Below are 26,897 nucleotides of genomic sequence, written 5' to 3' on the forward strand. Positions count from 1 at the left end.
GCTCTGAGAACTTACTATTAGCTATTTTTTGAGGGCACTTTGGTAATTACTTTGTTCTGTCTTACTGGGTTTCTAAAGTAACTCCAAAACTAAATGCGTAAGGTGTCCATTTGCAATTCTCAAAAAAATTGTAATTTAACTTTAACAATTGGGAAATATAAAAGTAACATTTCCTCCCATAACCACAGCCGAACAAAAAGGTAATAATTGCCTTCGCGTTCCAATTATAGATTGTCTATGCAACTTAGTTATCTACCGCTTGCTTGGCTCAAGAACATTGAGCAGTCCATTGTCAAAAAACAGTTGATTGTGAAGCTAGACACACCTCTGCCGCAAATCCTGGCATTGATGAAAATAGCGATCGCCTCCATGCGATCGAGTTGTACAGCCTTTTTCAGGATAGTCCCGCAAGTGGAAGGCAACTCATGTCAGGCATAAGCCCATTTCCTCTTTCTACTAAGCAACCGCCACTGATTCTAGTGGCTGATGATGACAAGACCATGCGCGTATTGTTGCGTAAAGCGATGGAACAAGAAGGTTATCGCGTGATCGAGGTCAATGATGGCAAGCAATGTTTAGATGCTTATGAGACCATCAAACCAGATATAGTTTTGCTAGATGCTGTCATGCCTGTAATGGATGGCTTTACCTGCTGTAAGCACTTGCTCCAGATTGCTAGGAATAATTTAATATCAGCCCTTGCAAACTTTGATAGTGACTCGGCCCTTAACAATACGGTTATATCCAAGATATGGGAGCGCACTCCCATTTTGATGATCACATGCTTGGATGATGAGGATTCCGTAAACCGTGCTTTTGACGCCGGCGCAACTGATTATGTTACTAAGCCAATTCACTGGCCTGTATTGCGCCAGCGATTACGCCGACTGTTACAGCAAGCGCAAGTATACAAACAATTAGAGGCGGCAAACGAAGCTTTGCATCACCTGGCCAATGTAGATGGCTTAACTGAGTTGGCTAATCGTCGCCGCTTTGACGATTATCTCAATACTCAGTGGATTAATCTCGCACAAGAGGGATCTCCTCTGTCGATGATCTTGTGTGATATCGACTTTTTTAAGTTTTATAACGATAGATATGGCCATCCAGCTGGGGATGTCTGTTTACAAAAGGTGGGTGCTGTCTTAAGTCTTAAGGCACAAAAACATCAGGATTTAGTAGCGCGTTATGGTGGCGAAGAATTTGCTGTGATTATGCCATACACTCCTGCATCTGGCGCACTTCACGTTGCTGCAACGATACAAGCGGGAATCAAAGATTTGCAAATTGTTCATGACGGATCTCTGGTGAGTGAGCATGTCACCTTAAGTATGGGCGTGGCAACTCTTGTCCCCACTTGGGAATCCTCACCTTCGGATTTGATTGTCCTGGCAGATAAAGCACTGTATCAAGCAAAGGCCGGGGGGCGCGATCGCTTTGTCTCAAGTACTTAATTGTCATTTGTCATTTGTGAATGACCAAGCCCTAATGCCCCATACCCAATGACTAAGAAGGATAAACTGGTAGTGTGAAGTGAAACCATGCTCCGTTATTGGGGGCAGAGTCTACCCAAATTTGGCCATAGTGTGCTAAGACGATACGTTGGCATAGACAAAGACCAATGCCATAACCTTCTGTACCTTCATCCCGTTGCAGGCGGAAGTGGTTTTCAAAGATGCGATCGCGATTCTCTACAGGAATACCAGGCCCATTATCACCAATACTAAACTGAACTTTTTGAGTAGTGCGGTGTAGTCCAGCAATGCTAATCTTGCCACCTTCTGGGGTGTATTTGATGGCATTATCCAACAGATTTACTAGCACTTGCCGGATACGTTCTGGGTCAGCATAGACATAAGGTAAGTCACTGGGAATATCCGTTTCTACCTCTTGGGATTTGGCAGTATAGCGATCGCACAATTCTTCTAGTACATCTATACACAGTTTACCTAGCTGTACTTTTTGTGGTAAAATTGGAAACTCTATATCTTTGCCACGACCTACCTGCAAAAGGTCGGCAATCATCCGATCGATAACCTTAGTTTGATTACGGGCTTGTTTTAAGAGATGTGCGGTCAAGGATGGTTTGAGGCGTTGAAATTGCCCTGTATCTAAATTGTAGTTAGATTGAAGAGTTTCTATGGCGATCGCGGCAGCAGTTAGCGGATTGCGGAGATCGTGCGCCAGCATTGCAATCACCCGATCTTTAAACTGTAACTGCTCTTGGAGGTTATCTTTTTCCTGTTTCAAGCGAAAAATTTCGTCTGAGAGTCGGATTAGTTCAGCAGAAACAGCAACAGAACGGATAGTAGATTTGGGTGATGTAGCCCTTGCAGTATCATCTATACGTTCTTGTAAGTCTTCTTGTAATTTTAAATAGGCGTCTACAGCAGCTTGCCAGCGAGGCCACCAGTTTTTCAATTGCGCTATGATATTACTCCCAGCTAAAACCTGTCGTGGTTCGGGATGGATTTTGATTAAAGCTGGCGTTGCTACTAATTTGAAGTGTTCTGCTAAGTAAGGTTGTTGTCCAACATCAATAGTTTGAAGTTCAAAACTATACTCAGCCTGCAATTCTTTTAAGTAAGCACGTATTCGCTGTACCTGTTGGCGGGACTTGGGGCGTCCATCGACGAACAGCAGCAGTTGGAGTGGAGCCTCAGAATGAATCGGCTGATCCTGGGAAACTTGCATGTAATCGTGTTTCAGCACTGGTAACAACCCGGTGACGCTTTACAGAAAGTAAAATGGACTGACGGTTGTCGATGGTCGTTGTTTTTCTTCTTAATATATATTTTAGATTTTCATACTCCTATCCGATCTGCATTTTTGACATCAGATACATCTTTTTCAGCCTTTTGCTTAACTTCATCTCCAAGAAACACCCAAGCCCCTTGAATATAAGTCTTAATTTGCCCTGAATTAAAAATTTTCGCCAGAGTTAGCAGGTGAAAACGTTATTACTATGTCAAATCGGTTAGTGAAGCAGCTTGTCAATTCGAGTACTTGCTTTGAATAAGCAATCACCCAAGTAAACACAGATGCTAATTGTATCTAATTTATCAGGAAGCTGTTAACTGTTCAGACCAATTTTGTAGAGGGTTTTCTCAACCGCCAATGCATTCGATGAAGTGTCTTTTTTGCCTGCCTTTACCTGATCCTACTAATGATTGGTAAAACAGCCATAGCTAACTGCGTACTGCCTCTATAACTTGCGAAGCACACCTTATGCCCAGCTTTGTCCTTTAAAAACTCCCATCCTTCCCAGAAGAAGAGGGGATGGGTTATCTGAGGAAAAGTTTTAGATAACATAGAGGCGATGCCTACGTCGGTAAATTACGCACTTTTAAAGAAAGCACTCACTGCTTTCGAGGCTGTCAAGAAACTCTTGACAATAGCATAAGTAGTATTTTCTCCAGAAAATCAATTTAGAGATACTAGGAAAACTGCTGCGACACTCAGCTACTTTGCTTATTACCCCAGTCGCCAAGAATAATGAACTTACGCTAAGTTTCTGGAATTGCTTAACATTGGCATTTTCCAGATATTGCCTTACTCAGCTTACCATCGTTAGATGAATAATTTCCAAAATTGATTATAAGCCAGGTTAGCGAACTTAATTTCCCCTTCTTGGGTGAGGCTAGGGGGCTTTAGTCATAGTCTATCACTTCAGTTGCTTGGCGTAGGCTTTGCCCGCCGTAGGCATCGCATTACAACTAGTGCATCTGGAACCAGATTAAAGCTAGTTATCCACTCTAGCAATGGAATATTTAGATAACTCTCTAAAAAATTGCAAAGGGCGCGACCTATTGATTCACAATCTAGTATTGATCAGTTCGTAGTCGGCGGCTTTCGCCTTGATCTAAGAACTAAACTTTTTCCGAACTCCCAAATCATAAAACTCTTATCTAGCAAGTATTTCAGGTTTATTTATTTTTTTTCCAAAAATGTTAGTTTTCCAGAATTTTAGGGAATTCTATAAATAAGCATGGGAATTATAAAAACCTAATGGCTGTAAAACAAAGACAATACGGTAGCTTTTGCTACCGTTTACTCATTTTTAGAGATATTATCTTCACCAATATAGACATTTACGAAGAAGACGCCGCAAGTTGGTAGTGTCTTTTGGTGATCTAAAAAATAGGACTTACGCAAACAGTAGCCGAAGTCCCAATTTTATGATGTGTGGTAGTGGCATTCAGGAGTGCTGAGTAAATAAGTGAGATTCCCCATTCGGAACGGGCTAAGGGAACTCCAAGAAATAAATTATCCAATATTGTGGGGTGAGCAACATGAGTGCCCAGTCCACAATATGGCTATCGTGTCGCCCACCCCACAGGATTTAATTGGATATTTTTTTATTTGGAAGTCCCTAAACCTTAGCTATCCGGGAACGGAACTGTTTTGCCCAATGCCCAATGCCCTATTCCCTATTCCCACTTAATGAACAGTCTGCGCTAGGGTAGGAATTGAAACTCAATTTGTGATTTCCTGTGCTTCCCTGCAAACGTCCAGCTGTATTTCTAATTTGGGCTGTTCTACTCACTTCCTTAACAGCCTGTGCTAATAGTCCAGTCGCCAAAAACCTAGAAGAATCTTTGGCGGCAGATCCGAAGCTGCAAAGCAATCCAGTTGTCTTTGGAGAATCTCAGGTTAACCAGCCAAAAGCACAGCAAAACCAGTCAACAGTTCAGTTACCAGCTGATTTTCCTAAAGATATTCCCCTATATTCCAATGCCAAACTAGAGGAAGTTACACCTGCTAGCAGTTCAGAAAGTAAAATCTCAACTCGTTGGTTGAGTTCTGACCCCAGCAACTTTATTGCTAGCTTTTATCGCAGCCAGTTTCAAGCAAATAACTGGCAGATTTTGCAACAGCCAACAGATGATGCAGGGGGCGCTTTTGAGGCACGTCGTAACGATTTGCTGTTGAAGATTTCCATTCAGCCTAAATCAGTTACTAACGCCACACCGAATCAACCCCAAACGGCTACTGAATTACTGATTGATTACGTACCCAATAGTGCTGCGACGGCACAACCTACCCTAACTACAAATGCTAGCGAAACTACTAACGCTATTTCTCCTCAACCAGGAAATCCCCAGTTCATTGGCCCAATACCACCTGCAAACTTAGCAGCACAGACACCAAGTACGGTTAATAACCAAATAATCCCAACAGCAACACCTGAATCTCAGGTATTCAACGATCTGAATAAAGTACCGCAAGAATGGCGGCAACATATTCAAGACTTGGCTACATTAGGTATTTTGTCTTTAGAGCCAAAGACAACTAAAAGCAACTCTACTATCAGTACTACTAAACAGTTTGAACCGAGTAAAATCGTTACACATCGGGAATATGCCCGTTGGCTAATTGCTGCTAACAATGCTATGTATGCCAGCAATCCAGCTAAACAAATTCGCTTGGCATCAGAAAGTACTCAACCAGCTTTCAGTGATTTATCGGCAAAAGACCCTGATTTTCCTGCTATTCAGGGATTAGCGGAAGCTGGATTAATTCCCAGTCATTTGTCTGGAGACTCTACAGTAGTTTTGTTTCGTCCTGATGCACCCCTAACGCGGGAACAGTTACTACTGTGGAAATTACCCCTAGATACTCGCCAAGCTTTACCCTCTGCTAACTTAGATACAGTCAAACAAACCTGGGGTTTCCAAGATGCAGTGCGAATTGACCCCAAGGCTTTAAGAGCAGTGTTGGCTGATTACCAAAATAGCGAACAATCGAATATTCGGCGGGTGTTTGGTTATACGACTCTGTTTCAACCCAAAAAATCAGTAACACGTGCTGAGGCTGCTATGGCTTTGTGGTACTTTGGCACTCAGGGTGAGGGTGTATCGGCTGCTGAGGCTGTGAAGTTAAAGAGAAGTTAAAAAGCAGTTAGTTTAGCCTAAACATAAAAGTGAGCAATTACAACCTTTTAGGTAGTAAATTTTGCTATTTCTTTGTAAAATCCCGATTTTTGATGAAGAAAATGTAAATCTAAGTATTTTCAGAGTTTTTATCTGTGTTTGATGAATTTTTGAGGCATAGTTAAGTATAATAACGCAGAATAGCTCAATAAAGGTACTTAGTTTTGAATTTGGGATTGAGGATTAGGGACTGGGACGATTTTGATGGGGATTCAAACCCCAACCAAATTGGGAAAAATAATCTTTCCCAATCCCCAGTACCCAGTACCCAGTCCCGGAGCGCCTATTACTCACCTTCTTGCTGTGCTGTACCACTTCGTAGAACCAAGCTACAGCGTCTCGTAGAGAAGTTGAGGAATCCTCGGCGCGATCCATTGAAGTAACTCAAAGGACAATTTGTCAGACTATCGCCCTTTTATCACTTTTCAGCAGACCAAAAAATACCACGGATAAAACAAATATGAAAAAACAAGCTGTCGCAGTCGGATTTGTTCTATTTTCTTTCATGTTGCCGACCAAAGCCTCGGCTGCGAGTTTCGATCAGCTTTATGTATTTGGCGATAGTCTTTCCGATACAGGTAATATATACAATGCTAGCGGTCAAACATATCCTCCAAGCCCACCTTACTTTGAAGGACGTTTTTCCAATGGGCCAAACTGGGTGGATTATCTTGGAAATCAACTAGGATTACACCCCACTTTAGTAACTGATATAAATTTCACTACTATTCCTCCCACACCAATTCCTACTCAAGGGATAAACTTCGCTTTCGGTGGTGCTACCTCTGGTTTAGATAACGCTGTCTTTCCCAATCAAAATTTACCGGGAGTACTTAAACAAGTCTCTGGCTTTGCTGGAATTCTGCAAGCAAATAATCAAACTGCCGATCCAAATGCACTTTATACATTATGGGCAGGTGCGAATGATTTCCTTTTTGTTAATCCTGGAGACTCGGCTACGCCAATCAGTAATATATCCCAGGCGTTGAATACTCTGGTAGGGATCGGCGCGAAAAATATTGTGGTATTTAACTTGCCAGATTTAGGACAGCTACCAGGGGCTAATAAAGATGGTCGCAACCCTATAACTCTTAGTAATTCGGCTAGTGCGTTTAACTTAGGTTTAGCACAAACTGTAAGCGGTTTGAGTCAAAACCCTAATCTCAACATTACTTATATTGATACTAATTCTTTATTTAGTCAGGCAAGCACATTCGGTTTTACAAATGTAACTGAGTCTTGTCTAGATAGGCTAGATATATGTAATCCAGCTAACAACAATTTTCTCTTTTGGGACGATTTCCACCCAACAACCGCTGGTCATAAGGTGATAGCAGAAACGGTATTGGCGGCAATTGAGGCTAAGTCTGTTCCTGAACCCTCAATAAACTTGGGGATTTTAGCTCTTGGTGCTTTTGGTGCGGTAGGAGTGTTGAAGCGTCAACAAAAAAATTCAGCAGTCCGGGTTATAGATGTGCAATTTTCTCATATAACAGTTAAAAACTAAACTAATCGATGTGAGATTGCGATCGCTTATTTCAAATTATTGAAGAATAGGTTATGCACCATTCCTCTAGTGGTGCAGAAGCCGAAACTAATCAGTTGTTGATGTAAAAGTTTGCGGCTTCTGGTGCATAGCTTGCCGCAGTAGGCATTGCCTCAATAATATTATTGTGAAAATTCCAGGGAAATTTTAGGGATTATTTCTTTGTGGCGTTTCGAGAAGAGTAAAACCATATTCATCACTGTTAGGATTACTTTGATTAAGTTGTACTAATAGTACAGTCATGATTCCTGTAACATTTGGCAGCTAATCTTTTTTGCAAAAAATAATAATTTTTTGATATGGAAAAACTAATTATTTCAGAACCCCAACTTTTTTAAGAAAGTTAGGGTTTTGAGACAATATTATTTATATCTTGAACGTAGTTCTAACTACTCCCACAAAAATGTCCCCATTCTGTTCATTGTGATTTGGTGCTGTCAGCCAAATTAAACCAGGAGTAATACTGATATTCTTATTGATTTGATACCGATAAAACCCTTCAATGTGAAATCCCGTATCTGGGTCACGAGGAGGTAAGCCTGATAACTCTCCTGAAGAACCAGTCAATTTAGGCTGCATCCCGATGATAACTCCTCCCAAATTACCCGGATCGGAATTATCTTTACCTTTATCAGGGAAGGCTAGGGCGTGTCATCAATTAAGCCAAATGACAGAAGCAGCCAGATAAATTGCACCCAAAAAGTTGGTAGCGCGTTTATCGTAGCGCGTCGCAATCGCTCGATACTGCTTGAGTTTGGCAAAAAAGTTTTCAATCAGATGACGAGCTTTGTACAAATCCCGGTCATAGTCACGAGGTCTAGTACGGTTGCGTTTTGGAGGAATCACTGGTGTTTTCCCCTGTGCTTGAAGTCGCTCAATCACTCGCTCATTGGCATCATAGCCTTTATCTGCCAGTACTGTATCCGCTACAACGGTTTTTTTATTGTCTTTTTTACACATAGGATAGTATATAATCTGCCCCAATGCACCATAGCCACTATTAAATAAGCCGCTAACAGGGTTGTTAGTATTTTTTGCAAGATAAGCCATTTCTAGTTTGATATTTCGACTCGGCTTATAAGTGACTCCGATACCTGTATCTCCACCCAAACGGAAAATCGGACTGTATCGACCATAGCGAGAAATAGCACCATCCGCATCACTTTTTAGAGGATTAATAACATCCCAATCATCGAAGTAAGTATTAGAGCCTGTAGCAATAAGAATTTTAACTTGATCGCTGGGTTCATAACTATATTCCAGCTTACTGACAAAAACATCATTAGTTGAATTATTGCCAGATTGAAAACTTAAACGAGCATCATTTCCGGGTGTAATCGGATTAATAACATTACTCGCCTGAATTCGTACATTCAATTTATCTTTTGGAAACTTAACTTTCGGATTTGTAAAGCTGGCTTTAAAGTTTAGGCGCAACCTAGTAGAAAATGTGAGTTTGCTATCATCTCTATTCCCACTCCGGCTAGCATCACCAAAGGCATCTGTAGCAGCAAATATTAACTGACTATCGACGAGTTTTGTGGTTGTAGAAAACTGTTGTCCTTCTAGCTGTTCAGCACGTGCTTCCAAAGTATCAACTCTACCCCACAAGGTAGCGAGTTCTGTTACAAATTCTTCTTGCAATTTTTGTAAAGTCGCTAAATCTCCTTTGTTAACCATCCCTGTGATATCAGTATTAATTATTTGGTTAACTTTGTCTAAGCAGGCGTTTAATGCAGTAGCAAACTCAAAGCGAGTCATGGCGCGATTCCCTTTAAACTCGCCATCTGGGTATCCAGCAATACAGCCATAACCTCAACTAAAGACTGTAACGCTTGAAATGCCCAGTCAGTCGGTTGTACATCAGAAAGCTGATTAACTAAAGTGACTGGTGCAGAATCCAGTTGAGCATATCGATTAACTTTCTGAAGGTAATCAGGGCTTTTGTCAGTTGTTAAAAATCCTAGTGAATCTTCAGCTTGAACCTTGGTAAAGGTAGGCAGCACCAAAATCAAAATAGCAGGAACTAAGCTCAGAGAAGCTCTGAAAAAATTAAACATATTTTGATCCTGACAATAATTATTTTTGCATAAACCTAAAATTACTGTTTTTTTAATACAGAATATGCAAGACTCTTAACATCAAAAAAATAATTAAGTTAAATTTATATAATTTTACCATGAGGCTTTATTTATTAAGATATCAGAAATCCGATTTGATTTTTTCAAAACCCTGCACACATTAAGCAAGAGGCAACTAATCTTTCGCTATTGCCTGCTTCCACGAGTAAGTTCAAAAATCAAATAATAGCCCTATATCAACTATTGATTTTACAAGTATTTAGCAAAATGCTTGATTTATGTCAAACTTGAATATTGAGCAATAATTTTATCAAAGCCGATGATGGGATTTGAACCCACGGCCTGCTGATTACGAATCAGCTGCTCTACCACTGAGCCACATCGGCGTACACAATCTAAGAGTATAACATGATTTAATCATGGTGGATCAAAATCGCAAAAATCGTCTTAACCCCGAACAATACGCCAGCCTCAAAGCAGAAATAGCCGCTCCTTATCGGGGCTTCCGACAATTTTTCTATATTGCTTTCGGTGCTTCTGGTTCACTCGGTGCATTCGTCTTTTTCTTCCAAGTGCTTGCCGGACGCAATATTGAGAGCGCTTTGCCTAATTTAGCTCTTCAAGTAGGAATAGTTGCTCTAATGGTTTTCCTTTGGCGCTGGGAACAGCGTCGGCAACAACGCCCCCAATCAGGTAAAAATCCTAATTCCTGAAGGGAGAAATTTTGGCTGGTTAATTTTTAGAGGATGTCTGAGAAGTATCAAATATTTCTTGATCCTCCCTAACCCCCTTAAAAAAGGGGGCAATAAGAGTCTTAAAGTCCCCCTTTTTAAGGGGGATTTAGGGGGATCACCAAGGGTTAGATGTATACAAAAAAACTTTTCAGACATCCTATTAGATTCTGCAAATTTTCTGTTTAAAAACCCCAAAATTAATAAAACTCATATTATTTGGAAGCGCCAGACTAACCAATTATTGGTCTAGCGCTTCCAATTTGCTAACTAGGCATTTACTGGGCTGTTACCAAATAAGATGAAGGAATTGGTTGGGCACGTCCAGCATTGACGAGTGCCTGGTAAACAAAGGCAGCAACTTCGGCTCTAGTCGCCTGACGATTAGGATTTAGTTGCTTCACTGTGGGATAGTTGATTACTAGTTGCCGTGCAGTTGCAGCAGCAACAGGAGCGATCGCATAATTAGGAATCTGGGCAGCATCGGTGTAAAAGGAAAGGACATTCTGATTATTTGCAGTTAAGCCCAAACCATTAGCTAAAGCAACTAACACCTGTACTCTGGGGATTTGCTGCTGTGGCTTAAAAGTGCCATCGGGATAACCAGAAACAAATTGACTCTGGTAAGCAGATTGAATTGCAGCGTAAGCCCAAAAATTGGTTGCTACATCCTTAAACTTAATGCCTGCACGTTTGACTGGTGGCGTTAAGGCTTTAGTGACAATAGTGGCGAATTGAGCGCGAGTTACAGGTTCATTGGGTTTAAAGCTGCCATCAGGAAAGCCAGCAATAATATTTTGGGAGGCTAAAGCTTCGATGTAGGTTTTTGCCCAGAAATTTGCTGGCACATCTTTAAAGGCAACAGGCCCTCCAGGGGGTACATCAACAGCTGCGGCAACAAAATCTACTGAGCCAAAAATCTTTTTCTGATCGATATCGTTGCCAACAGCAATAATTTTACCTGTTTTGGTAGCGTTGTTCACATCATAACGAGTGTTATTGCGGATCAAATTACCACCAGGATTTTCATTGGTGCCAAGATCGGGTAAAGCACTAACAGTTGCTACTACTCCATCCCGCTTATTGTTCTGAATAACATTCTTACGCAATATGGGCTTCGCTGACTCTGAGATAAAAAGACCGTCTTGGTTTTCGACAATTTGGTTTTCCACAACGAGGGGCGTAGAAGTGCCACCGATCGCAAGACCAAAACCAGTATCCTGAAATAAGTTACTCCGAATTTCTCCTTGGGCAGCTTTAGCAATTGAAATGCCATTGCCTTTGTTTTGCACAAAGAGATTACCTTCGACTTTGGGATTGGCTGTACCCGTGACAAAAACACCCTCTCTGACACTGTTAGTAAAAGTACTGTTTTTGATGATGGGATTAGTTGATTCCACCCACACACCCGTACCCCGGCTATTTGGGTTGGTGACGGTGACACCAGTAAGAGTGGTATCTTGCTCGGCAAGGATAGTAATATCTTGTCTGGCAAAGGTACGGCTAGTGTAGAAACCTCCACCTGTTATTAATATCCCCTGACCTTTACTAGCTTCATCACCCCGCAGTGTTACCCCTGGTTTCAGCAACAGTGGGAAAGTTTCGCCACTTTCTTGGTTATAGTTACCAGGTGCTAATTGAATAACTGTACCTGCTTGGGCTTGACTGAGAGCGAAATTGATGCTTTTGTAGGGTGTCGCTGAGGTTGTACCAGCACCAGCCCTATCTGCACCACTTGCTGGATTAACGTAAATCGCTGCGGCTGTTGCCGGAACTTGCGCTGTGAGAGTTGAGGCTATACTTTCTGGGTGAGTCGCACCAGCATTAACTTCACTCGGTAGTAGTGAACCACTAGAAACAATAAGCATTGCCGTGAGTCCGGCTCCCACGTGCAAAGTATATCTGAGATTACTGCTAGAAAAAAGGCGGAAATTTTTCGCTAGAAAAATGTGAAAACCCCGATATTTCATTTTTTGAGTCTGTGATGTGCTGAACTACGGTATGTTGACCAAGGTTTTACAATAGCTACAAGGCTACTATGAAACCCATGCAAAACTATACTGGATGATTAGTACTGATTCAGCTAAATTCCTTAGATACATCACAGAACTTATACATTAGTTATATTAGACATCTTCAGAAATTAATTATACATTACGTAAAATACTTGTAGAGACGTGTTAACAGCAGGACTAATCCCGCCATTAACGCGTCTCTACATTCTTTTTCATCAGATATCTATTGTGTGATTTAGAAAATTCTATTAGTAAGCTAAAGTTTCTAAAGTTTCCCTTAAATACCTCTGTACTTGCTGTTCCAGACGAATTCCCTGTAATTGGGTATCGCGTTCTAGTTGCCAGCGCTGAAAACCGGAACTAGTGGAGATCGCGCACTTAAGGCTATACCAAATTTCAGTATCAGCAGAAAATTGGCGATCGCTAGAAGCTGGAATTTGAGCCATAGTTCCTCATTCCTTTATTTTAAACTTCAACGGTAATTGGGTATTGGGCATTGAAAGGAGGCAGAGGGGCGGGGTGCAGGGGGCGGAGGGAAAATTTTTCTCCCTTGCTCCCTGCTCCCTTGCTTCTTTCCGGTTCCCTCATCTCCCCCTGCTTTCCTCTCTAGCCCTTTAAAGTGAAATAATATACTTTGCGGGCTGCTACGAATCTGTATTTATCCTAAACAAGGATTGCAGTAATCGGGGCACGATTTGATTAACCCGCACCCCTAAAATGGTAAAGTCTTGCTTAATCTTTTCTAAAGATAATGGTTCTATGCCAGCGAATTCTGTGTCATTAGTCACCAAAACTCGCATTACACTCACAGGTATTTGTAAAAATAGATTGCTGCCTAAAAAAGCTAACCCTGCAAGCACTAGTGCAAGACTGCGCCATTGTGGGAGAAATTTAGCTGAATTCGCTACTAATGGAGCAATTTGGTAAAGATGCCACAATACAAAAACTGACAATACTGCTGCTACTAATGCCAGAATACGATTTAACTTTGTATTAATTAAACAGAGAATTTTTCGCTGACTTTCAGTCAGATTTTCTGGCTTTTGGGCTATTCCTAAAAGAGCAAATATATAAAAAGGGCGACGTAACTGCATCCACAGCAGTGGGAGAACACCGATGGAGGCAACTAAGAATAGCTCCATCCAGACTGGTAAAAACGGCTCGCCTACAGACAAGAAAAATAAACAGAGTACTAAAAAAACAGGCAAAGTCGCCAATCCAGCGACATGAATCCACAAAATAGGTTCAGAGCGAAATGAATGCATATTATAAAAAGTTGTGAGTTAAGAGTTAGGAGTTAAGAATTAGCAATCTTTAACTACTAACTCCTAATTTATTACTCCTAACTTCTAACCATTTTACCCTTAACACTATCTCGTTAAGGTGAGAGTGCGGCGTTTCGTAACCATCTGATAGGATTCGATGATGTCACCTTCAACCCAATCATTGAATTTATCGATGCCGACACCGCATTCATAACCAGCGTTAACCTCACGGGCATCTTCTTTCATCCGTTTTAGGGAATCAAGGACGCCTTCAAAGATCACCTTACCGCCGCGTCGCACCCTGACTTTGCAGTTGCGAACTAGCTTGCCAGATTGAACGTAGCAACCAGCAACCGCACCACGACCGACTGGGAAGACGGCACGGACTTCGGTTTGACCCAAGGGTTCTTCCACCAACTCTGGTTCCAAAAGACCTTCCAAGGCATCTTGAATATCTTCTAGGAGTTTATAGATGACGTTGTATTCCCGGACATCTACACCTGCTTCATCGGCGGCTTGTCTAGCGCCAGTAGCAAAGGTGGTGTTGAAGCCGATAATTACAGCGTTACTAGCAGCTGCTAAGTCGATATCTGTCTCGGTGATTTCCCCAGCAGTCGCTAACAGCATCCGAATTTGGACTTCGTTTTGCGGGATTTGCTTGAGCGCTCCCACAATGGCTTCCACGGAACCTTGTACGTCTCCTTTCAAGATCAAGTTGAGTTCTTTCAACTCGCCTTCTTGGGCTTGAGCGGACAGGGTTGTAAGGGTAACACGTCCTTGTAACAGGCGGGATAGGCGTTGTCTATCGGCGCGATCGCTAGCGAGTGCCCTGGCTTCTTTTTCGTTCTGGAAGACCTCGAACTCGTCGCCGGCTGCTGGCACATCACTTAAACCTAGTACCTCGACAGCAAAAGAAGGAGAAGCAATATCTACTCTCTTGCTTCTGTCATCCACCATCGCCCGGACTTTACCGAAGGCCGAACCAGCTACTAAGATATCTCCCACATGCAGGGTGCCATTCTGAATTAGCAAGGTAGCAACTGCTCCCTTAGCCTTATCGAGATGTGCTTCAATGACAGTTCCTTTGGCGGCACGATCTGGGTTAGCAGATAGTTCTCCAACTTCTGCTACTAAGAGAATCATTTCTAAGAGCGTATCCAGATTTTCACCTCTGATAGCGCTTACAGGAACCATGATTGTCTCACCGCCCCAGTCTTCTGCTGTCAGACCATATTGGGTTAGTTCTTGTTTAACCCGCTCTGGCTGTGCCCCTTCTTTATCAATTTTGTTGATGGCAACAACAATTGGCACTCCCGCAGCTTGGGCGTGACTAATGGCTTCAATGGTTTGGGGACGGACACCATCATCAGCAGCCACTACCAACACGGCAATGTCTGTTACCCGCGCTCCTCGTGCCCGCATCGCTGTAAAAGCTTCGTGACCAGGCGTATCCAGGAAAACTATCTGCTGTGGTTTACCCTCATGTTCGATATCCACATGGTAAGCACCAATGTGTTGAGTGATACCGCCAGCTTCGCCAGCAGCCACTTTTGTTTTGCGAATTGAGTCAAGCAGGGTTGTTTTACCGTGGTCTACGTGACCCATAATGGTCACGACTGGCGGACGGCGGTGGAGATACTCTAGGTCTTCTGCACCGACCATTTCCGTGATTTTGCGAGCTTCTGCTTCTCGTTCGACGGTTTCAACTTCTATTTCTAGTTCTTTTCCTACCAGGGTAATTGTGGGAATATCCAGATTTTGGGTGATACTCACTGCCATACCTTTTAGGAAGAGGATTTTGACAATCTCTGTATCGGCAACGCCTAATACGTCAGACAGTTCTTGCACAGTCAACGGCCCTGTGATCGTCACTTTTTCGGGGCGATCGCGCTTGGTCTCGGCTTCTTGGCGACGATTTTGGTGATGGTCGCGGCCAGAACCAGACCTAGAACCAGACCTAGAACCAGATTTTTTCGCTCTTGCAGTTGGGGCGCTAGCAAGGGTTGCACCTGGCATCTGTACAGGTCGAGTCGCTTTCGGTTTGGGAGGACGAGCAATGGAAAGGCTGACTTGGACTGTGGCTGGTGAGTCGATATCGTCATCATCCAGCAAATCTTCTTCAAACTCATCATCAAGGATGGGCTTGATCCGCTTGCCTTTAACGCCAGCTTTCGCCTTCTCTTTAACTTCGTCAATGATTTCCTCTTCTACCCACTTTTTGCCGCCTTTGGTCGGGCGAGGCGGACTTGGGCGTTTCAAATCGAGGAGATCCGGTGTGATTGGTTCATCACCCAAACCTTGAGATTTGCCGGCTATTCCTGACGACTGTCTGGGTGGAGTAGCGATCGGCATTGCGGCTGCTACAGATTCACTTGGGCGTGCTGGTCTGGGTCGTTGTCCCTCTCCCAGTTGTGATGGTGCAGATGGTCTATTGCCCCTTGGCTCTGGTCTGCTGGGTGCAGGGGTGGGACGACTTGTCCTTTGTGGCGCACCGACTGGGGACTGGTCTGTTGGCAGTTTCGCGACTCTCGGCTTAATTTGCTCGCGATCGCCTTCTGCGGGTCGTAGCCTTTGGTCGCGTTTGAGGATCGGTTTATCCGCCTGAGATCCCGGCTGTTCATCTACCACCTGTGCTTCTTCCGCCGCCGGTCTGGCTGGAGGAGCAACTAGTTGCGGTTTGATTGGTTTTTCCGATTTCGGTCTGGGTGCAACTGTTTTTTCCGGTTTTTGGGATGCTATTTTTTCCGGTGCTGGATTTGGATTAGGCATTTGTTCCAAGTCAGCGATCGGAGATTGGATCGGAGGTTGCTCTTTAGTCTCAGATTGAGTCCGGGGCACAGGACGAGTTGGTGCTGCCGGTTTCAGAGGTGAGACTGGTGTAGCGAAAGGCCGTGGAGGAGAGGGAGGATTAGCTTCAGACAAGGCAGCTTGGGTATTGGTAGCAAGTGACGCCTCTGGGGCGTTGGAAGAAGTAGTATTTCTCAATATTTTGGGTTTGAGTATTTCCAAAATTTGTGGTTTGTGGGGTGCAGCAGGTCGGTTACGTCCGCCGTTCGGTGGTGAATTTGGCTTATGGCTGGTTGTACCTAGTTCCTTTTTGGCTGATACATTCGTAGTTGCAAGCTTTTCTGCTGCCGCCCGGATGTTTTCTGCCTCGGACTCTGAAATCGTGCTGCTATGACTTTTGACCGAGATGCTGAGCTGCTCGCAAATTGCTAATAGCTCTTTGTTATCCAAATTCAATTCCTTTGATAATTCATAAATTCTAACTTTGCCGTTGTTCATCCACTCTTCCCCTTTAATTTACAGTTTTAGCGGATGGTTGCCTGGTTTGCGACATCTCCATCCTTGGATTACTGTTTTTAGACTGCCGTTCAGTTTTTGCCGGTGCCTCCAATCAGGAAAGAGAGATGTTTCGGTTTAATAATGACATCCCCACCAGGAATGATGGTTGAGGGATACCCATAAAAACTTCTTAAATAAAAGATTTTTATAGGAACCCTTGACGCCGAACTGCGCCTGAGCGCTACCAGGTTGCCATTTTGTAGTTTCTTGTTTTGTTGATTCTGAGTCTTCCACAACACAATCGATTACATCTTGTTCTGGGAATGTTGCTTCGTCTCTCTTTTTATGGGAGAGCCGAATGCCTTTTACACCCATTTACTATTTTGGCACTAACCTTAACGATCAACAGGGAGTGTCATGAAAGCGCGACTTCGGCTTTCGATACAATTCCTCTGGTGATTACGTCACAAGGTTGTTCCAACTAAATTTGGTTTTGGTTTTGGGTATTAGTGCGGGCTAGACGTTGCGACAAGCTTTGGTACAGTGTTTCTGGCACTGATGCGTGTAGCGATCGCCCTAGTCGATTTTTTTTTTGAGCCGCTTGTAAGCAACTCGTTTCTGGACAAATATAGGCAGAACGCCCCATGCCCTGATCTAATTGTACCTTTCCCGATGGAAAGACGCGGACAATCCGCCAAAACTCATCTTTTGAGCCTACTTTACGGCAACTAATACAGCGCCGATAATTTGGTTTCATCGGTTCTCTTACGATCTCAGCCCAGGATAATGGCAGTAAAAAGAAGTTTACTATGACTATTTTTTACCTATACCCAGCAGTTTTTGAGAAAATAATCCTTGAGACTGAGACTACAATCTACAGTATCAAAACTTTACAAAATTAATCAATTATTCATCATCGTTGTCAAAACTATCTTCCTCTTCTAATTCTTCCTGATTTTCATCCTCGAATTCTTCCTCATATTCCAGATCGTCTTCCTCTGATTGATATTTTGTTCTGACGGCTGCAAATTTGGCATCCTCTCCTGCAAAGTCGTACTTAGCTTTGTCTTTGATGTCTATTTTCCAACCAGTCAGGCGGGCTGCCAAACGGACGTTTTGTCCTTCTTTGCCGATAGCCAAACTCAATTGATCTTCAGCCACGAGTACGTGAGTTTGGCGTGATTCCGGGTCCATCAGCCGTACTTCATCTACTCGTGCTGGACTTAAGGCATTAGCAATGTATGTTGCTGGATCTGGCGACCAGCGAATTACATCTATTTTTTCACCGCGTAATTCGTTGACTACCACTTGAATTCGCGATCCCCTGGCTCCAATACAAGCGCCTACTGGGTCTACATCGCGATCAAGAGTATCAACTGCTATTTTAGTCCGGGGGCCGACATAACGGGAGGGGGGGTTTGCCTCCCTGGCGACGGCAACAATCCTTACCACTTCATCTTCAATTTCTGGGACTTCGTTGGCAAAGAGATAAACCACCAAACCAGCATCAGCACGAGACACGAGCAACTGTGGCCCTCGTTGTTGACCTTGGGAGACTTTTTTCAGGTATACCTTGAAGGTGGCATTTGCTCGATAATTATCGTTGGGTAGCTGTTCTCGCTTCGGTAATTCGGCTTCTACTTCTGGCTGACCAAAATTACTGGTGACTGCCAAAACCACTGATTGCCGCTCAAACCGCAGGACTCTTGCTTGCAGGACTGTTCCTTCTAAATCTTGGAACTCTTCTTGCACCATTTGGCGCTGTTGATCCCGTAATTTTTGCGCCAATACCTGCTTAGTTTGCATGGCCGCCATCCGCCCAAATTCTCCTTGGTCGGGGGTAACATCCAGTACTACAGAGTCTCCTAACTGGGCTTCGGGAGCGACTTGTTGAACTTCGTCTAGGGAAATCTGGTGGTCTGTATTATTAACTTCTTCGACAATGGTTTTGGTGGAAAGGACGCGAAAGCCTTCTCCTTCAATATCAAGTTCTACTTCAAAATTTTCAAAATAATCTTCGTCAAACTGTCTGCGCTCTAAATTTTGGGCACGACGATAACGTTCATAGCCTTTGAGTAGGGCTTCTCTAATCGCTGATTGAACTGCAAGTCGGGGTAAATTGCGATCGCGACTTATACTTTCAATTAATTCTTTTAATCCAGGTAAAGTAACCATTGACATAAGCAATCTCCTTTAAAAATTAGGGACTGGGGACTGAGGACTGGGGACTGGGCATTGGGCATTGGGCATTGAAAAGAAGCAGAGGGGCAGGGTGCGGGGTGCGGAGGGGAAAATTCTTCTCCCTTGCTCCCTGCTCCCTGCTCCCTGCTCCCTTGCTTCCTTGCTTCCTGCTCCCTACTCCCTAGTCCCTAGTCCCCAGCCTCTAGCCTTTAATCCTCGTTTATCGGCGCTCGTCTAACTGCACCTTATTAATTAGGGAACGGGGAATTTCGACTACACGACCTTTTTGGTTTAAGTAAAGTGTTGTCTCATCCCGACGAATCAACTGACCTGTCCACTCTTGTTGTCCGTCGTAGGGGGGCGTTGTGGAAATAATGACAGGAAATCCTTTAAAGGAAATAAACTCCCTGTCTGTTACCAATTGCCGCGAAATACCAGGACTAGACACTTCCAAGACATATTTATCTGGAACGATTTCCGCAGCATCTAAGGAGGCTTCTAAAGCACGGCTCATCCTTTCACAATCGTTCAACCCAGTGTCTTGTTCGGGGTTACGAATATCTACCCGCAACACTGGGGGACTTTGGTTGGTGTGAAAAACCACTCCAACCACTTCTAATCCCAGTCCTTCTGCTACTGGTGTCGCCAAATCAATAATTTGTGGAACTAAAGGATGAGCCATGAGAGAATTCAATAAAAAAAGTGGGCGTCGACCCACTTCCTGCGATAGGTATATCTTCCAAGAAGTCTTGTGACGAACCAAATGATGATTCGCCTAATTCGAGTTTAGCGCATTTCTTTTATAGTCGTGCATTGGGGACTCAGGTTAAGTACACAGATAATTCGTAGCAAATTGTCTGTGTACCTCTGCGCCTCTACCCTGCGGGAAGGCGAAGCGCCTGCTTATGCGTTTAAATTTCAACCCTCAATTAATTACGCCATGATTTTACGCAAAGCTCTAATTAAGGACTAGGAACTGAATTATCCCCAATCCCCAATCCCTCTACCCTTCCCGGATTTTTGGGAGAGCATTACCTTTATCAACTACTGTGGAAACTGATGTTTGTGTTCTTAGCTTCCGAGTTTGCTCGATAATTTGGTCTATGTCTTCTTGGGATAGACGCTGAACGTAGTTGAGTTTGATTTCCTCTAAGAAGTCAAAAAGTAAACTCTGAATTTCTGAAAGTACGTGTTTTTCCTTGATTTGAGATCCCAAGGCTTTGCTAAAGGTTTCTACTAGTTGACTGGTGAGCTTTGCGCCCACAGGGTCTTCAACAGCACTAACTAACGTTTTGTAAAGATTAGTTGTGATTTGAGTCGCCAATTGTTCGCTTAACTGGGTTTGAGCCTGTCCCACGCCAGGGAGATTCTGAAGATTGCGGTAGACGGGGACTTGATGGAAGACGGTTTCGATGTTGTGGCGCAAAATGGCAACGATCGCAGGTTGGATATCAGGTAGCACTTGGTAGACTATTGTTTTTACCAAAAGACCTGCGATCGCCTCTACTTCATTCACATTATTAATATCTATATAGGGACGTAAATTTTCTTGTTGCGAGAGCCAGCTTGTTAATTCACCCCGCTGAATTGAACCCTGAACCTGATTAATCACTCTCACCACGACAATTTCTGTGAGTTCTTCGGCAAAATTGGCGACAATTCCTTGATTAAGTTGCTTTCGCACTGGATACAGATTCAATAACTGCGCTTGATCGAGGCGAATTAATACAGGTATGATTCGCAACCCTCGCCAAAATGGCAGTAGTAAAAATAAATCGTACCAACGCCACAATAGTGCTTCTAACCAGCTAAAACCAGGATGTTGGCGTTTGAGCAAGAAGGTGCGCCCCAGCAATTCTACGCCAAATAAAATCACGAAGGGTAAGTCAATAATCCAGAAATCATCAAAAAATTCGCCATTTTCCCCGATTTTACGGTAATAGTTAGAGGCAATTAAAGGGCGAATACTATCGTTGAAAAAATTAATTTCTTGAACCCAGCCTTTTTGTGATAAATACGGCTGACTCCAAAAAGTGGCAAAGGACTGTTTTGCAGATTCGTTGTGGATGCGATCGCGCATCCGATTTTTGATTTTTTCCAGAGTACCACTCTTATTCACTCCCGCAAAGGGGTTAGTGTCAATCATCTCGTTGCTCAGACGCTTAATTTCTTCTAGCCTGCTATTTACTTGAGGCGACTGTAACCCTGTTTGGCTGACTTGTTCTTCTAATGCCTTTACTAGTTCTAAATAATTTTTCGTCTCTCTATGGCGTTCAATACCTTTTATTGGGTCATAAATCTCAACAATTTGCGGAAGTTTTCGCAAGTAGAAATCTCGCCAAGGTACGTAACTTAAATCAAACAAAACTAAACCTAAATTTACGGTGGCAGTAATTGCCATAAATCTTTCAAACCAAAGATTACGCTGTTTAGAAGATTTTACATTTCTCATTATTTGTTATATATTATACATTCTGAGAGCATTGAGAATATAAGCTATTTCGCTTAATTAATTTTCGGCTATTTCCAAGAAATTACAGCTATTTGCAGTTATTTACAGTTCAGCAAACTCCAACTAAAAGGGCAGTTAGAAACCAAAACCACACGAGGCTTTAACCGTCTATGTGAGTACCAGTCCCCAACCCGCAGATCAAAGGGTCTATTCGATTCAAATCATAACTGTTGTATCTGTGCTAATACAAGATACTTCTTTTGATAGATGATATAAATCATTTTTTGTGATTCTAGCTAAAATTTACAAAAATAAGTCACAAATTATTCAAAAATCATGAAATAATCGTGAAAAAAGTTATTAAACAAACTTAAAATGCAGCTGTTAACTTTTATAATCCTGCTGATTTAACCCAAAGGAGTTTTGAATATGTGGTGTGGGTTTGGAAAATCAAGCGCAACCTTTGCTGTTACTTGCCTGGTGACTGCCAGTTTAGTAATTGCAGACACCGGTTTCGCAGCCCCTCAGCGTAGCTATACGCCCCAGCAGTTTCGTCAGGTATTGCGGGGATTAGGCTATAACGTCAAGATAACAAACACTGCTTTGACGGACGAAGAAACTAAAAAGGCAATTCGAGAATTTCAGACGGGCTATAAGCTAAAACCAGTTGATGGGATAGCAGGGCCAAAAACCCAAGATTTTGCTGCTAATATCGTTAAAATTCTGCACACCAATTTGAATGCAGTGGTGAAGCCCAATCCTCCCCTCTCACGCGATCATTTTTATGGTTCCCGCACAGAAGAAGTGGTGAAGGAATATCAGAAGAAATATCAGCTGCAAGAAACTGGAATTGCTAATTTAGCACTCCGCCAAAAGCTGAATGAAGAAGCAAAGACAGTTGTGAGTCAGCCGACGGCTAAACCAACAGCAACACCGACAGCTACCCCAACAGCTAAACCGACAGCTACCCCAACAGCTAAACCGACGGCTACCCCAACGGCTAAACCAACAGCTACCCCAACAGCTAAACCAACAGCTACACCAACAGCTACACCAACAGCTACACCAACAGCTACCCCAACAACTACACCAACAGCTACCCCAACAACTACACCCTAGTTGCCACAAACAACTCCTACCCCAGACCCACTCAAGTCCTCTGATTTGGTTCTTCTAAGGGTCTGCCCTTGGGTGTAGGTAAAATTGGAAAGCGGTCATTGTAAGGCATAGGTATGTACTGCACGCTGGGTCTCCCTCCTTGGGATTGTGGGTACAAATCCATGAGATCGTAAATAGAATGGGGCAGTCCGACAGTTACGGGCAGCCCCATTTCTGTTGCTTCTTCAATAGTGATGGGATAATCGTGAGTGACGCGCCCAGTTGTTAGGGCTTCGATAATCGGTTCGATATTTTCTGGCAGAACTTTTTGTTTGGGTATACTGTCTTTCAGGAGAGTCCGCACAAACCGCTGCACTTGCTGAATTGCTTTGCGTGAGAGGTCAGCCATAATTAAGGTTTGGTCATCAATCTCACTGATGGGTTTATCTTCAACTACTTTCAGAATACTAGCTGCGGGGTAATTACCCAATTGGGGATCAACTGGCCCTAAGACAGCGTTAGCATCCATAATAATTTCATCAGAGGCGATCGCAAGCATTGTACCGCCACTCATGGCATAGTGAGGTACAAAGACTGTAACTTTTGCCTGGTGGCGAATTAAAGCTCTAGCGATTTGTTCGGTAGCCAAAACCAAACCACCAGGAGTGTGCAAAATTAAGTCAATGGGCACATCTGGAGGTGTGAGGCGAATTGCACGCAATATTTGTTCTGAGTCTTCGATAGTAATGTAGCGAGATATCGGAATTCCCAGAAAGCTAATGGATTCTTGGCGGTGAATTAACAAAATCACCCGACTTTTGCGTTCCTGCTGGAATTCTTGTAAAGCACGCAAACGCCGATATTCTATTTGACGTTTTTGCCAAAGGGGTTGCAAAGAAGTCAGAAGGAGGAAAATCCAGAATAAATCACCAATACCAAAGCCCATAAATCTTAATTCTCATTCAAAAATAACGGTTGCCGTCATTATTGTGACAATTTCTGAGCGATCGCAGCTCTATCTGTAGGTTTAAAAGTATCGAACCACACTCAGCACAGAGAGACGTAAATTAAAAATTACGAATTACATTAGCGTAGCGGTAGCGACATAGGAGCGTCATTACGAATTATTTACTACCCCCGCCGCCAAATCTTGATAGTGTCGTCATCACCACCGCTAACTAGGGTTTGTCCATCATGACTGAAGGTAACGCATCTCACATAGCTGGAATGCCCTGTCAGTGTGCTGATTTCTGTGCCAGTGTGTATATGCCACAGTTTGATAGTGTTGTCCCAACTACCACTAGCGAGAAATTGTCCATCCTGGCTGAAGGCGACTGACCAAACTGAATCAGAATGACCAATGAGAGTACGAATTTCTCTGCCTGTATTTACATGCCACAGTTTAATCGTGTTGTCACCACTGCCACTGGCGATAATTTCCCCGTCCTTGCTGAAGGCGATACAGTTGACAAAGAAGGAATGACCTGTGAGTGTATAAATATTTCTGGGGGTGTATCCTTGCCACAGTTTAATTGTGTAATCATTACTGCCACTAGCCACTAGCTGTTTATCCTGGCTATTGGTTGCAGGCGTTCTCGGACAGTAAGCCACTGATGAAACTGCGTCGGCATGACCTGTGAGAGTTTGGATTTCTATGCCAGTACCCACTTGCCACAGTTTAATTGTGCAGTCAGCACTGCCACTAGCCAGAAACTTGCCATCTGGACTAAAGGCAACAGAATTCACCCAATTGGCATGACCAGTGAGAGTACGAATTTCTTTGCCTGTGTTGACATCCCATAATTTGATGGTATTATCCCAACTACCGCTAGCTAAGATTCCCCGATTTAGGTCTGTAACTCCCGCAGATTTGCCGGAATCTCCTTGATAAGAAAAGTTTGCAGAAATTGGGCTAAAAGCAACGGAATGAACCATACTGGAATGACTAGAAGACCAACGACCTAATTGACGCACTAGCTTGCCAGTAGCTACTTGCCAAAGCTTGATAGTCTTGTCATTACTGCCACTAGCAATAAATTGCCCATCTGGGCTAATGGCGATCGCATGAACCATACTAGAATGACCTTTAAGGGTCTGCACACATTGCCAGTTCTGTCGATCTAATACAACAGGTGGAGTTGGTTGCTCTTTAGGTGTGACAATTAAGGTAGAAGGTATTTCTGTTATATCTTCCCCAACATCAGGGCCCAATAAATCTAACCATTCCTGCACAGATTGGGGACGGTAGGTTGACTCCAAATCCATGCCGCACATAATAGCCTGATTTACCCTATTGCTGATGTTGGAATTAAAATATTGTGGTGGTTCTAAGTTAATATTATGACGCCTATCATCTGCACTTGTTGGTACAACTGCGGTAAGTAAATTATACAAAGTAGCGGCTAGGGCATAGATGTCAATGTATTCTCCTCGTGGTGCTTCTGCTTCATACTGCTCAGGAGGGGCAAACCCAGGAGTGCGATATACAGTATGCCTTTGAATTACATTAGGAATAAATTCTCTAGCAATGCCAAAGTCTATCAGCACTGCTTCTGGTTTATCAATGCGGATCATTATATTGCGTGGTTTGAGATCCCTATGCAGCAGTCCTTTAGAATGGATTAGGGTCAAAGCGCTGCCAATTTGTCGGATATACAGCAGTGCTTCTGCTTCTGATAGCACCCCTATTCGCTTCAAATGCTGTCCCAAGTCTTCGCCTTCGATATAATCCATCACCATGCAGGGCAAATTCCCCTCATCAAAGATGGTTTCTATCTGTACTATATGAGGATGGTGGCACACAGCCAGCCTAACTGCTTCATCACGAAAGTCTTGCCGTAACTTGTTTCGGTGGAGTATCCAGGCGGGGTGATTCAGGATTTCTTCTTTGAGGGTTTTAATTACTCGCTGTTGATTCCGTTGATTTCTGGCAAGATAAGTGATGCCAATTCCGCCTTCACCTAGTTGGCTTTCGATAATGTAGCGTCCCCCGAATAAAGACTTTCCTGCATTCCACACCATTAGTAATATTTGACAATTGCTGGTATTTATTTTGGCACGGCATCAGAACAGCCCACCTGAATTTTTGGGAGTTCCATTTGAATTGCTGTTGTAGATTTTTACAACTTAGTTACTTAGAGAACATTTTCATTAACCTCAATAATTACTAATAGTATAAAGTTGGATATATCCTCATAGTTTTAGCTCAACTATGTCTTTACACTAAAATTTTTAGTTGATTGCTCATGCTAGAGTAAACGATGACTTTAGCAATATCTGTTCATAATAATTTGACTTATCCATAATCTAAAATTATGCTAAAGAATTTAAATCTGAAACAAAAATTTACAATTCTGCTACTGGTAATTCTGACATTCGGTCTGAGCTTGACTGGGTTTGCTCTTTCCTCCCTGCTCCGAGAAAATGCTAAACAAGATATTAGCTCAACTGGTCTCATGCTCATCCAAACAATGAGTTCTGTTCGCAAATACACCAGCACTCAAGTGAATCCAGAACTAGTTGATAAATTGGCTACTGAATTTTTGCCGCAAACCGTGCCTGGATACTCAGCACGGGAGGTATTTGAAATTTTACGAAAAACAACAGAATACCGTGATTTCTTTTACAAAGAAGCAACTCTCAATCCGACAAATCTTCGGGATAAGGCCGATGGTTTTGAAACGGAAATTGTAGAAAGGTTCAGAAATAAATCAGACCTTAAAGAAGTAAGTGGATTTCGCTCAATTCCTGGTGGGGATATCTTTTATATTGCTCGTCCCTTAGAAGTTTCTGAAGAAAGCTGTCTGAAGTGTCATAGTGTGCCCGAAGCTGCACCTCAAAGTATGATTACTCTTTATGGCGGAGCTAATGGATTTGGGTGGAAGCTTCATGAGATTGTCGGCGCTCAAATTATATCAGTACCGGCGAATAATGTCATCAGTAAAGCCAATCAGTCTTCTTTACTAATTATTTTGATTGTATCAGCTATATTTATCGTGACTATCCTGTTAGTCAATCTGTTCTTGAATCGACAAGTTGTGATGCCTCTCAAACGGATGACTCGCATAGCTGAGGAAGTCAGTACGGGACACATGGAAGTTGAATTTGAACAGATGTCTAATGACGAAATTGGTAATTTAGCTAAAGCTTTTAAACGGATGCAGTTAAGTTTAGAAATGGCAATGAAAAGAATCAAACGCACTCAGGGAAGTACAGGTGATTCAAATAACTCGTAATGACGCACTCTACGAACGCGAACAGCGTGTCGCAGACAGACGCTAAAAGCGTAGCTTGCTTCCCTGTAAGGGTAC

22 protein-coding genes, 1 tRNA gene and 2 pseudogenes are annotated in these 26,897 nt (G+C 43.0%); 7 read left to right on the top strand and 18 right to left on the bottom strand.

What is annotated here, in order from left to right; all coding sequences use genetic code 11:
• Positions 1-237: 237 nt before the first annotated feature.
• A complete protein-coding gene (locus tag HWQ39_RS21290; protein ID WP_292849321.1) occupies positions 238-438 on the top strand; it encodes a hypothetical protein in 201 nt (66 codons plus the stop codon).
• On the top strand, positions 426-1,454 hold the full coding sequence (locus HWQ39_RS21295; RefSeq protein ID WP_292849323.1) for a PleD family two-component system response regulator: 1,029 nt from the start codon (positions 426-428) through the stop codon (positions 1,452-1,454). Before HWQ39_RS21290 ends, HWQ39_RS21295 begins: the two co-directional genes overlap by 13 nt.
• 52 nt (positions 1,455-1,506) lie before the next feature.
• Here the strand turns inward: HWQ39_RS21295 and HWQ39_RS21300 are convergent, their stop codons facing one another.
• Positions 1,507-2,712 carry a histidine kinase gene (locus HWQ39_RS21300; RefSeq protein ID WP_292849325.1) on the bottom strand — a complete coding sequence of 402 codons (1,206 nt, stop codon included), beginning with the start codon at positions 2,710-2,712 and terminating at the stop codon, positions 1,507-1,509.
• Positions 2,713-4,493: 1,781 nt separating this feature from the next.
• Between HWQ39_RS21300 and HWQ39_RS21305 the strand changes: the two genes are divergently transcribed.
• The gene (locus HWQ39_RS21305) at positions 4,494-5,894 is read left to right on the top strand and encodes an S-layer homology domain-containing protein (RefSeq protein WP_292849326.1); all 1,401 of its coding nucleotides are present in this window, start codon (positions 4,494-4,496) and stop codon (positions 5,892-5,894) included.
• Between the two features lie 222 nt (positions 5,895-6,116).
• On the opposite strand, the gene HWQ39_RS21310 is transcribed toward HWQ39_RS21305, so the two are convergent.
• A complete protein-coding gene (locus tag HWQ39_RS21310; protein WP_292849328.1) occupies positions 6,117-6,308 on the bottom strand; it encodes a hypothetical protein in 192 nt (63 codons plus the stop codon).
• A gap of 85 nt (positions 6,309-6,393) precedes the next feature.
• Here HWQ39_RS21310 and HWQ39_RS21315 point away from each other — a divergent pair, with 85 nt between their 5' ends.
• The gene (locus HWQ39_RS21315) at positions 6,394-7,440 is read left to right on the top strand and encodes an SGNH/GDSL hydrolase family protein (protein WP_292849330.1); all 1,047 of its coding nucleotides are present in this window, start codon (positions 6,394-6,396) and stop codon (positions 7,438-7,440) included.
• A gap of 405 nt (positions 7,441-7,845) precedes the next feature.
• Here HWQ39_RS21315 and HWQ39_RS21320 read toward each other — a convergent pair.
• The 5 genes and pseudogenes from HWQ39_RS21320 to HWQ39_RS21340 form a co-directional block, all read right to left on the bottom strand.
• Positions 7,846-8,112, bottom strand: a pseudogene (locus HWQ39_RS21320) (carbohydrate porin); the annotation flags it as partial.
• A gap of 21 nt (positions 8,113-8,133) precedes the next feature.
• A complete protein-coding gene (locus tag HWQ39_RS21325; RefSeq protein WP_292849542.1) occupies positions 8,134-8,439 on the bottom strand; it encodes a transposase in 306 nt (101 codons plus the stop codon).
• Positions 8,440-8,466: 27 nt separating this feature from the next.
• Positions 8,467-9,282, bottom strand: a pseudogene (locus HWQ39_RS21330) (iron uptake porin); the annotation flags it as partial.
• Positions 9,237-9,539, bottom strand: a complete 303-nt coding sequence (locus HWQ39_RS21335) for a hypothetical protein (protein WP_292849332.1) — start codon at positions 9,537-9,539, stop codon at positions 9,237-9,239. The pseudogene HWQ39_RS21330 and the gene HWQ39_RS21335, both read right to left, overlap by 46 nt.
• Before the next feature lie 335 nt (positions 9,540-9,874).
• Positions 9,875-9,946: transfer RNA gene (locus HWQ39_RS21340), tRNA-Thr, on the bottom strand.
• A 33-nt stretch (positions 9,947-9,979) separates the two neighbouring features.
• Between HWQ39_RS21340 and HWQ39_RS21345 the strand changes: the two genes are divergently transcribed.
• The gene (locus tag HWQ39_RS21345) at positions 9,980-10,273 is read left to right on the top strand and encodes a DUF3493 domain-containing protein (protein ID WP_292849333.1); all 294 of its coding nucleotides are present in this window, start codon (positions 9,980-9,982) and stop codon (positions 10,271-10,273) included.
• A 296-nt stretch (positions 10,274-10,569) separates the two neighbouring features.
• Here HWQ39_RS21345 and HWQ39_RS21350 read toward each other — a convergent pair whose 3' ends face one another.
• The 9 genes from HWQ39_RS21350 to HWQ39_RS21390 form a co-directional block, all read right to left on the bottom strand.
• Entirely contained in the window at positions 10,570-12,261 is a 1,692-nt protein-coding gene (locus tag HWQ39_RS21350; RefSeq protein ID WP_292849335.1) for a DUF1565 domain-containing protein, read from the bottom strand.
• Between the two features lie 293 nt (positions 12,262-12,554).
• On the bottom strand, positions 12,555-12,752 hold the full coding sequence (locus HWQ39_RS21355; RefSeq protein ID WP_179066571.1) for a hypothetical protein: 198 nt from the start codon (positions 12,750-12,752) through the stop codon (positions 12,555-12,557).
• 198 nt (positions 12,753-12,950) lie between these two features.
• The gene (locus HWQ39_RS21360) at positions 12,951-13,571 is read right to left on the bottom strand and encodes a low-complexity tail membrane protein (RefSeq protein ID WP_292849337.1); all 621 of its coding nucleotides are present in this window, start codon (positions 13,569-13,571) and stop codon (positions 12,951-12,953) included.
• 105 nt (positions 13,572-13,676) lie between these two features.
• On the bottom strand, positions 13,677-16,856 hold the full coding sequence (gene infB / locus HWQ39_RS21365) for a translation initiation factor IF-2 (protein ID WP_292849339.1): 3,180 nt from the start codon (positions 16,854-16,856) through the stop codon (positions 13,677-13,679).
• Between the two features lie 135 nt (positions 16,857-16,991).
• Positions 16,992-17,231: a hypothetical protein gene (locus HWQ39_RS21370; RefSeq protein ID WP_292849341.1), complete on the bottom strand. Its 240-nt coding sequence runs from the start codon at positions 17,229-17,231 to the stop codon at positions 16,992-16,994.
• A 106-nt stretch (positions 17,232-17,337) separates the two neighbouring features.
• Positions 17,338-17,613, bottom strand: coding sequence for a YlxR family protein (locus HWQ39_RS21375; protein ID WP_292849343.1), 276 nt, complete (start codon positions 17,611-17,613; stop codon positions 17,338-17,340).
• Positions 17,614-17,762: 149 nt separating this feature from the next.
• The gene (gene nusA, locus HWQ39_RS21380) at positions 17,763-19,037 is read right to left on the bottom strand and encodes a transcription termination factor NusA (protein ID WP_292849345.1); all 1,275 of its coding nucleotides are present in this window, start codon (positions 19,035-19,037) and stop codon (positions 17,763-17,765) included.
• Between the two features lie 220 nt (positions 19,038-19,257).
• On the bottom strand, positions 19,258-19,719 hold the full coding sequence (rimP, locus tag HWQ39_RS21385) for a ribosome maturation factor RimP (protein WP_292849347.1): 462 nt from the start codon (positions 19,717-19,719) through the stop codon (positions 19,258-19,260).
• A gap of 321 nt (positions 19,720-20,040) precedes the next feature.
• Positions 20,041-21,438 (bottom strand): hypothetical protein, encoded by a 1,398-nt coding sequence (locus HWQ39_RS21390; RefSeq protein ID WP_292849349.1) that lies wholly within the window; start codon positions 21,436-21,438, stop codon positions 20,041-20,043.
• 480 nt (positions 21,439-21,918) lie between these two features.
• Between HWQ39_RS21390 and HWQ39_RS21395 the strand changes: the two genes are divergently transcribed.
• Positions 21,919-22,608, top strand: a complete 690-nt coding sequence (locus HWQ39_RS21395; protein ID WP_292849351.1) for a peptidoglycan-binding protein — start codon at positions 21,919-21,921, stop codon at positions 22,606-22,608.
• Positions 22,609-22,639: 31 nt separating this feature from the next.
• Here HWQ39_RS21395 and HWQ39_RS21400 read toward each other — a convergent pair whose 3' ends face one another.
• Both HWQ39_RS21400 and HWQ39_RS21405 read right to left on the bottom strand, forming a co-directional pair.
• Positions 22,640-23,533, bottom strand: coding sequence for a hypothetical protein (locus tag HWQ39_RS21400; protein WP_292849353.1), 894 nt, complete (start codon positions 23,531-23,533; stop codon positions 22,640-22,642).
• A gap of 185 nt (positions 23,534-23,718) precedes the next feature.
• Positions 23,719-25,608 (bottom strand): serine/threonine-protein kinase, encoded by a 1,890-nt coding sequence (locus HWQ39_RS21405; protein WP_292849355.1) that lies wholly within the window; start codon positions 25,606-25,608, stop codon positions 23,719-23,721.
• Between the two features lie 293 nt (positions 25,609-25,901).
• Here HWQ39_RS21405 and HWQ39_RS21410 point away from each other — a divergent pair, with 293 nt between their 5' ends.
• Positions 25,902-26,822 carry a DUF3365 domain-containing protein gene (locus HWQ39_RS21410; RefSeq protein WP_292849357.1) on the top strand — a complete coding sequence of 307 codons (921 nt, stop codon included), beginning with the start codon at positions 25,902-25,904 and terminating at the stop codon, positions 26,820-26,822.
• Positions 26,823-26,897: the final 75 nt, after the last annotated feature.

The sequence above is a fragment of the Nostoc sp. NMS8 genome, assembly GCF_017115045.1.
Lineage (GTDB): Bacteria > Cyanobacteriota > Cyanobacteriia > Cyanobacteriales > Nostocaceae > Nostoc.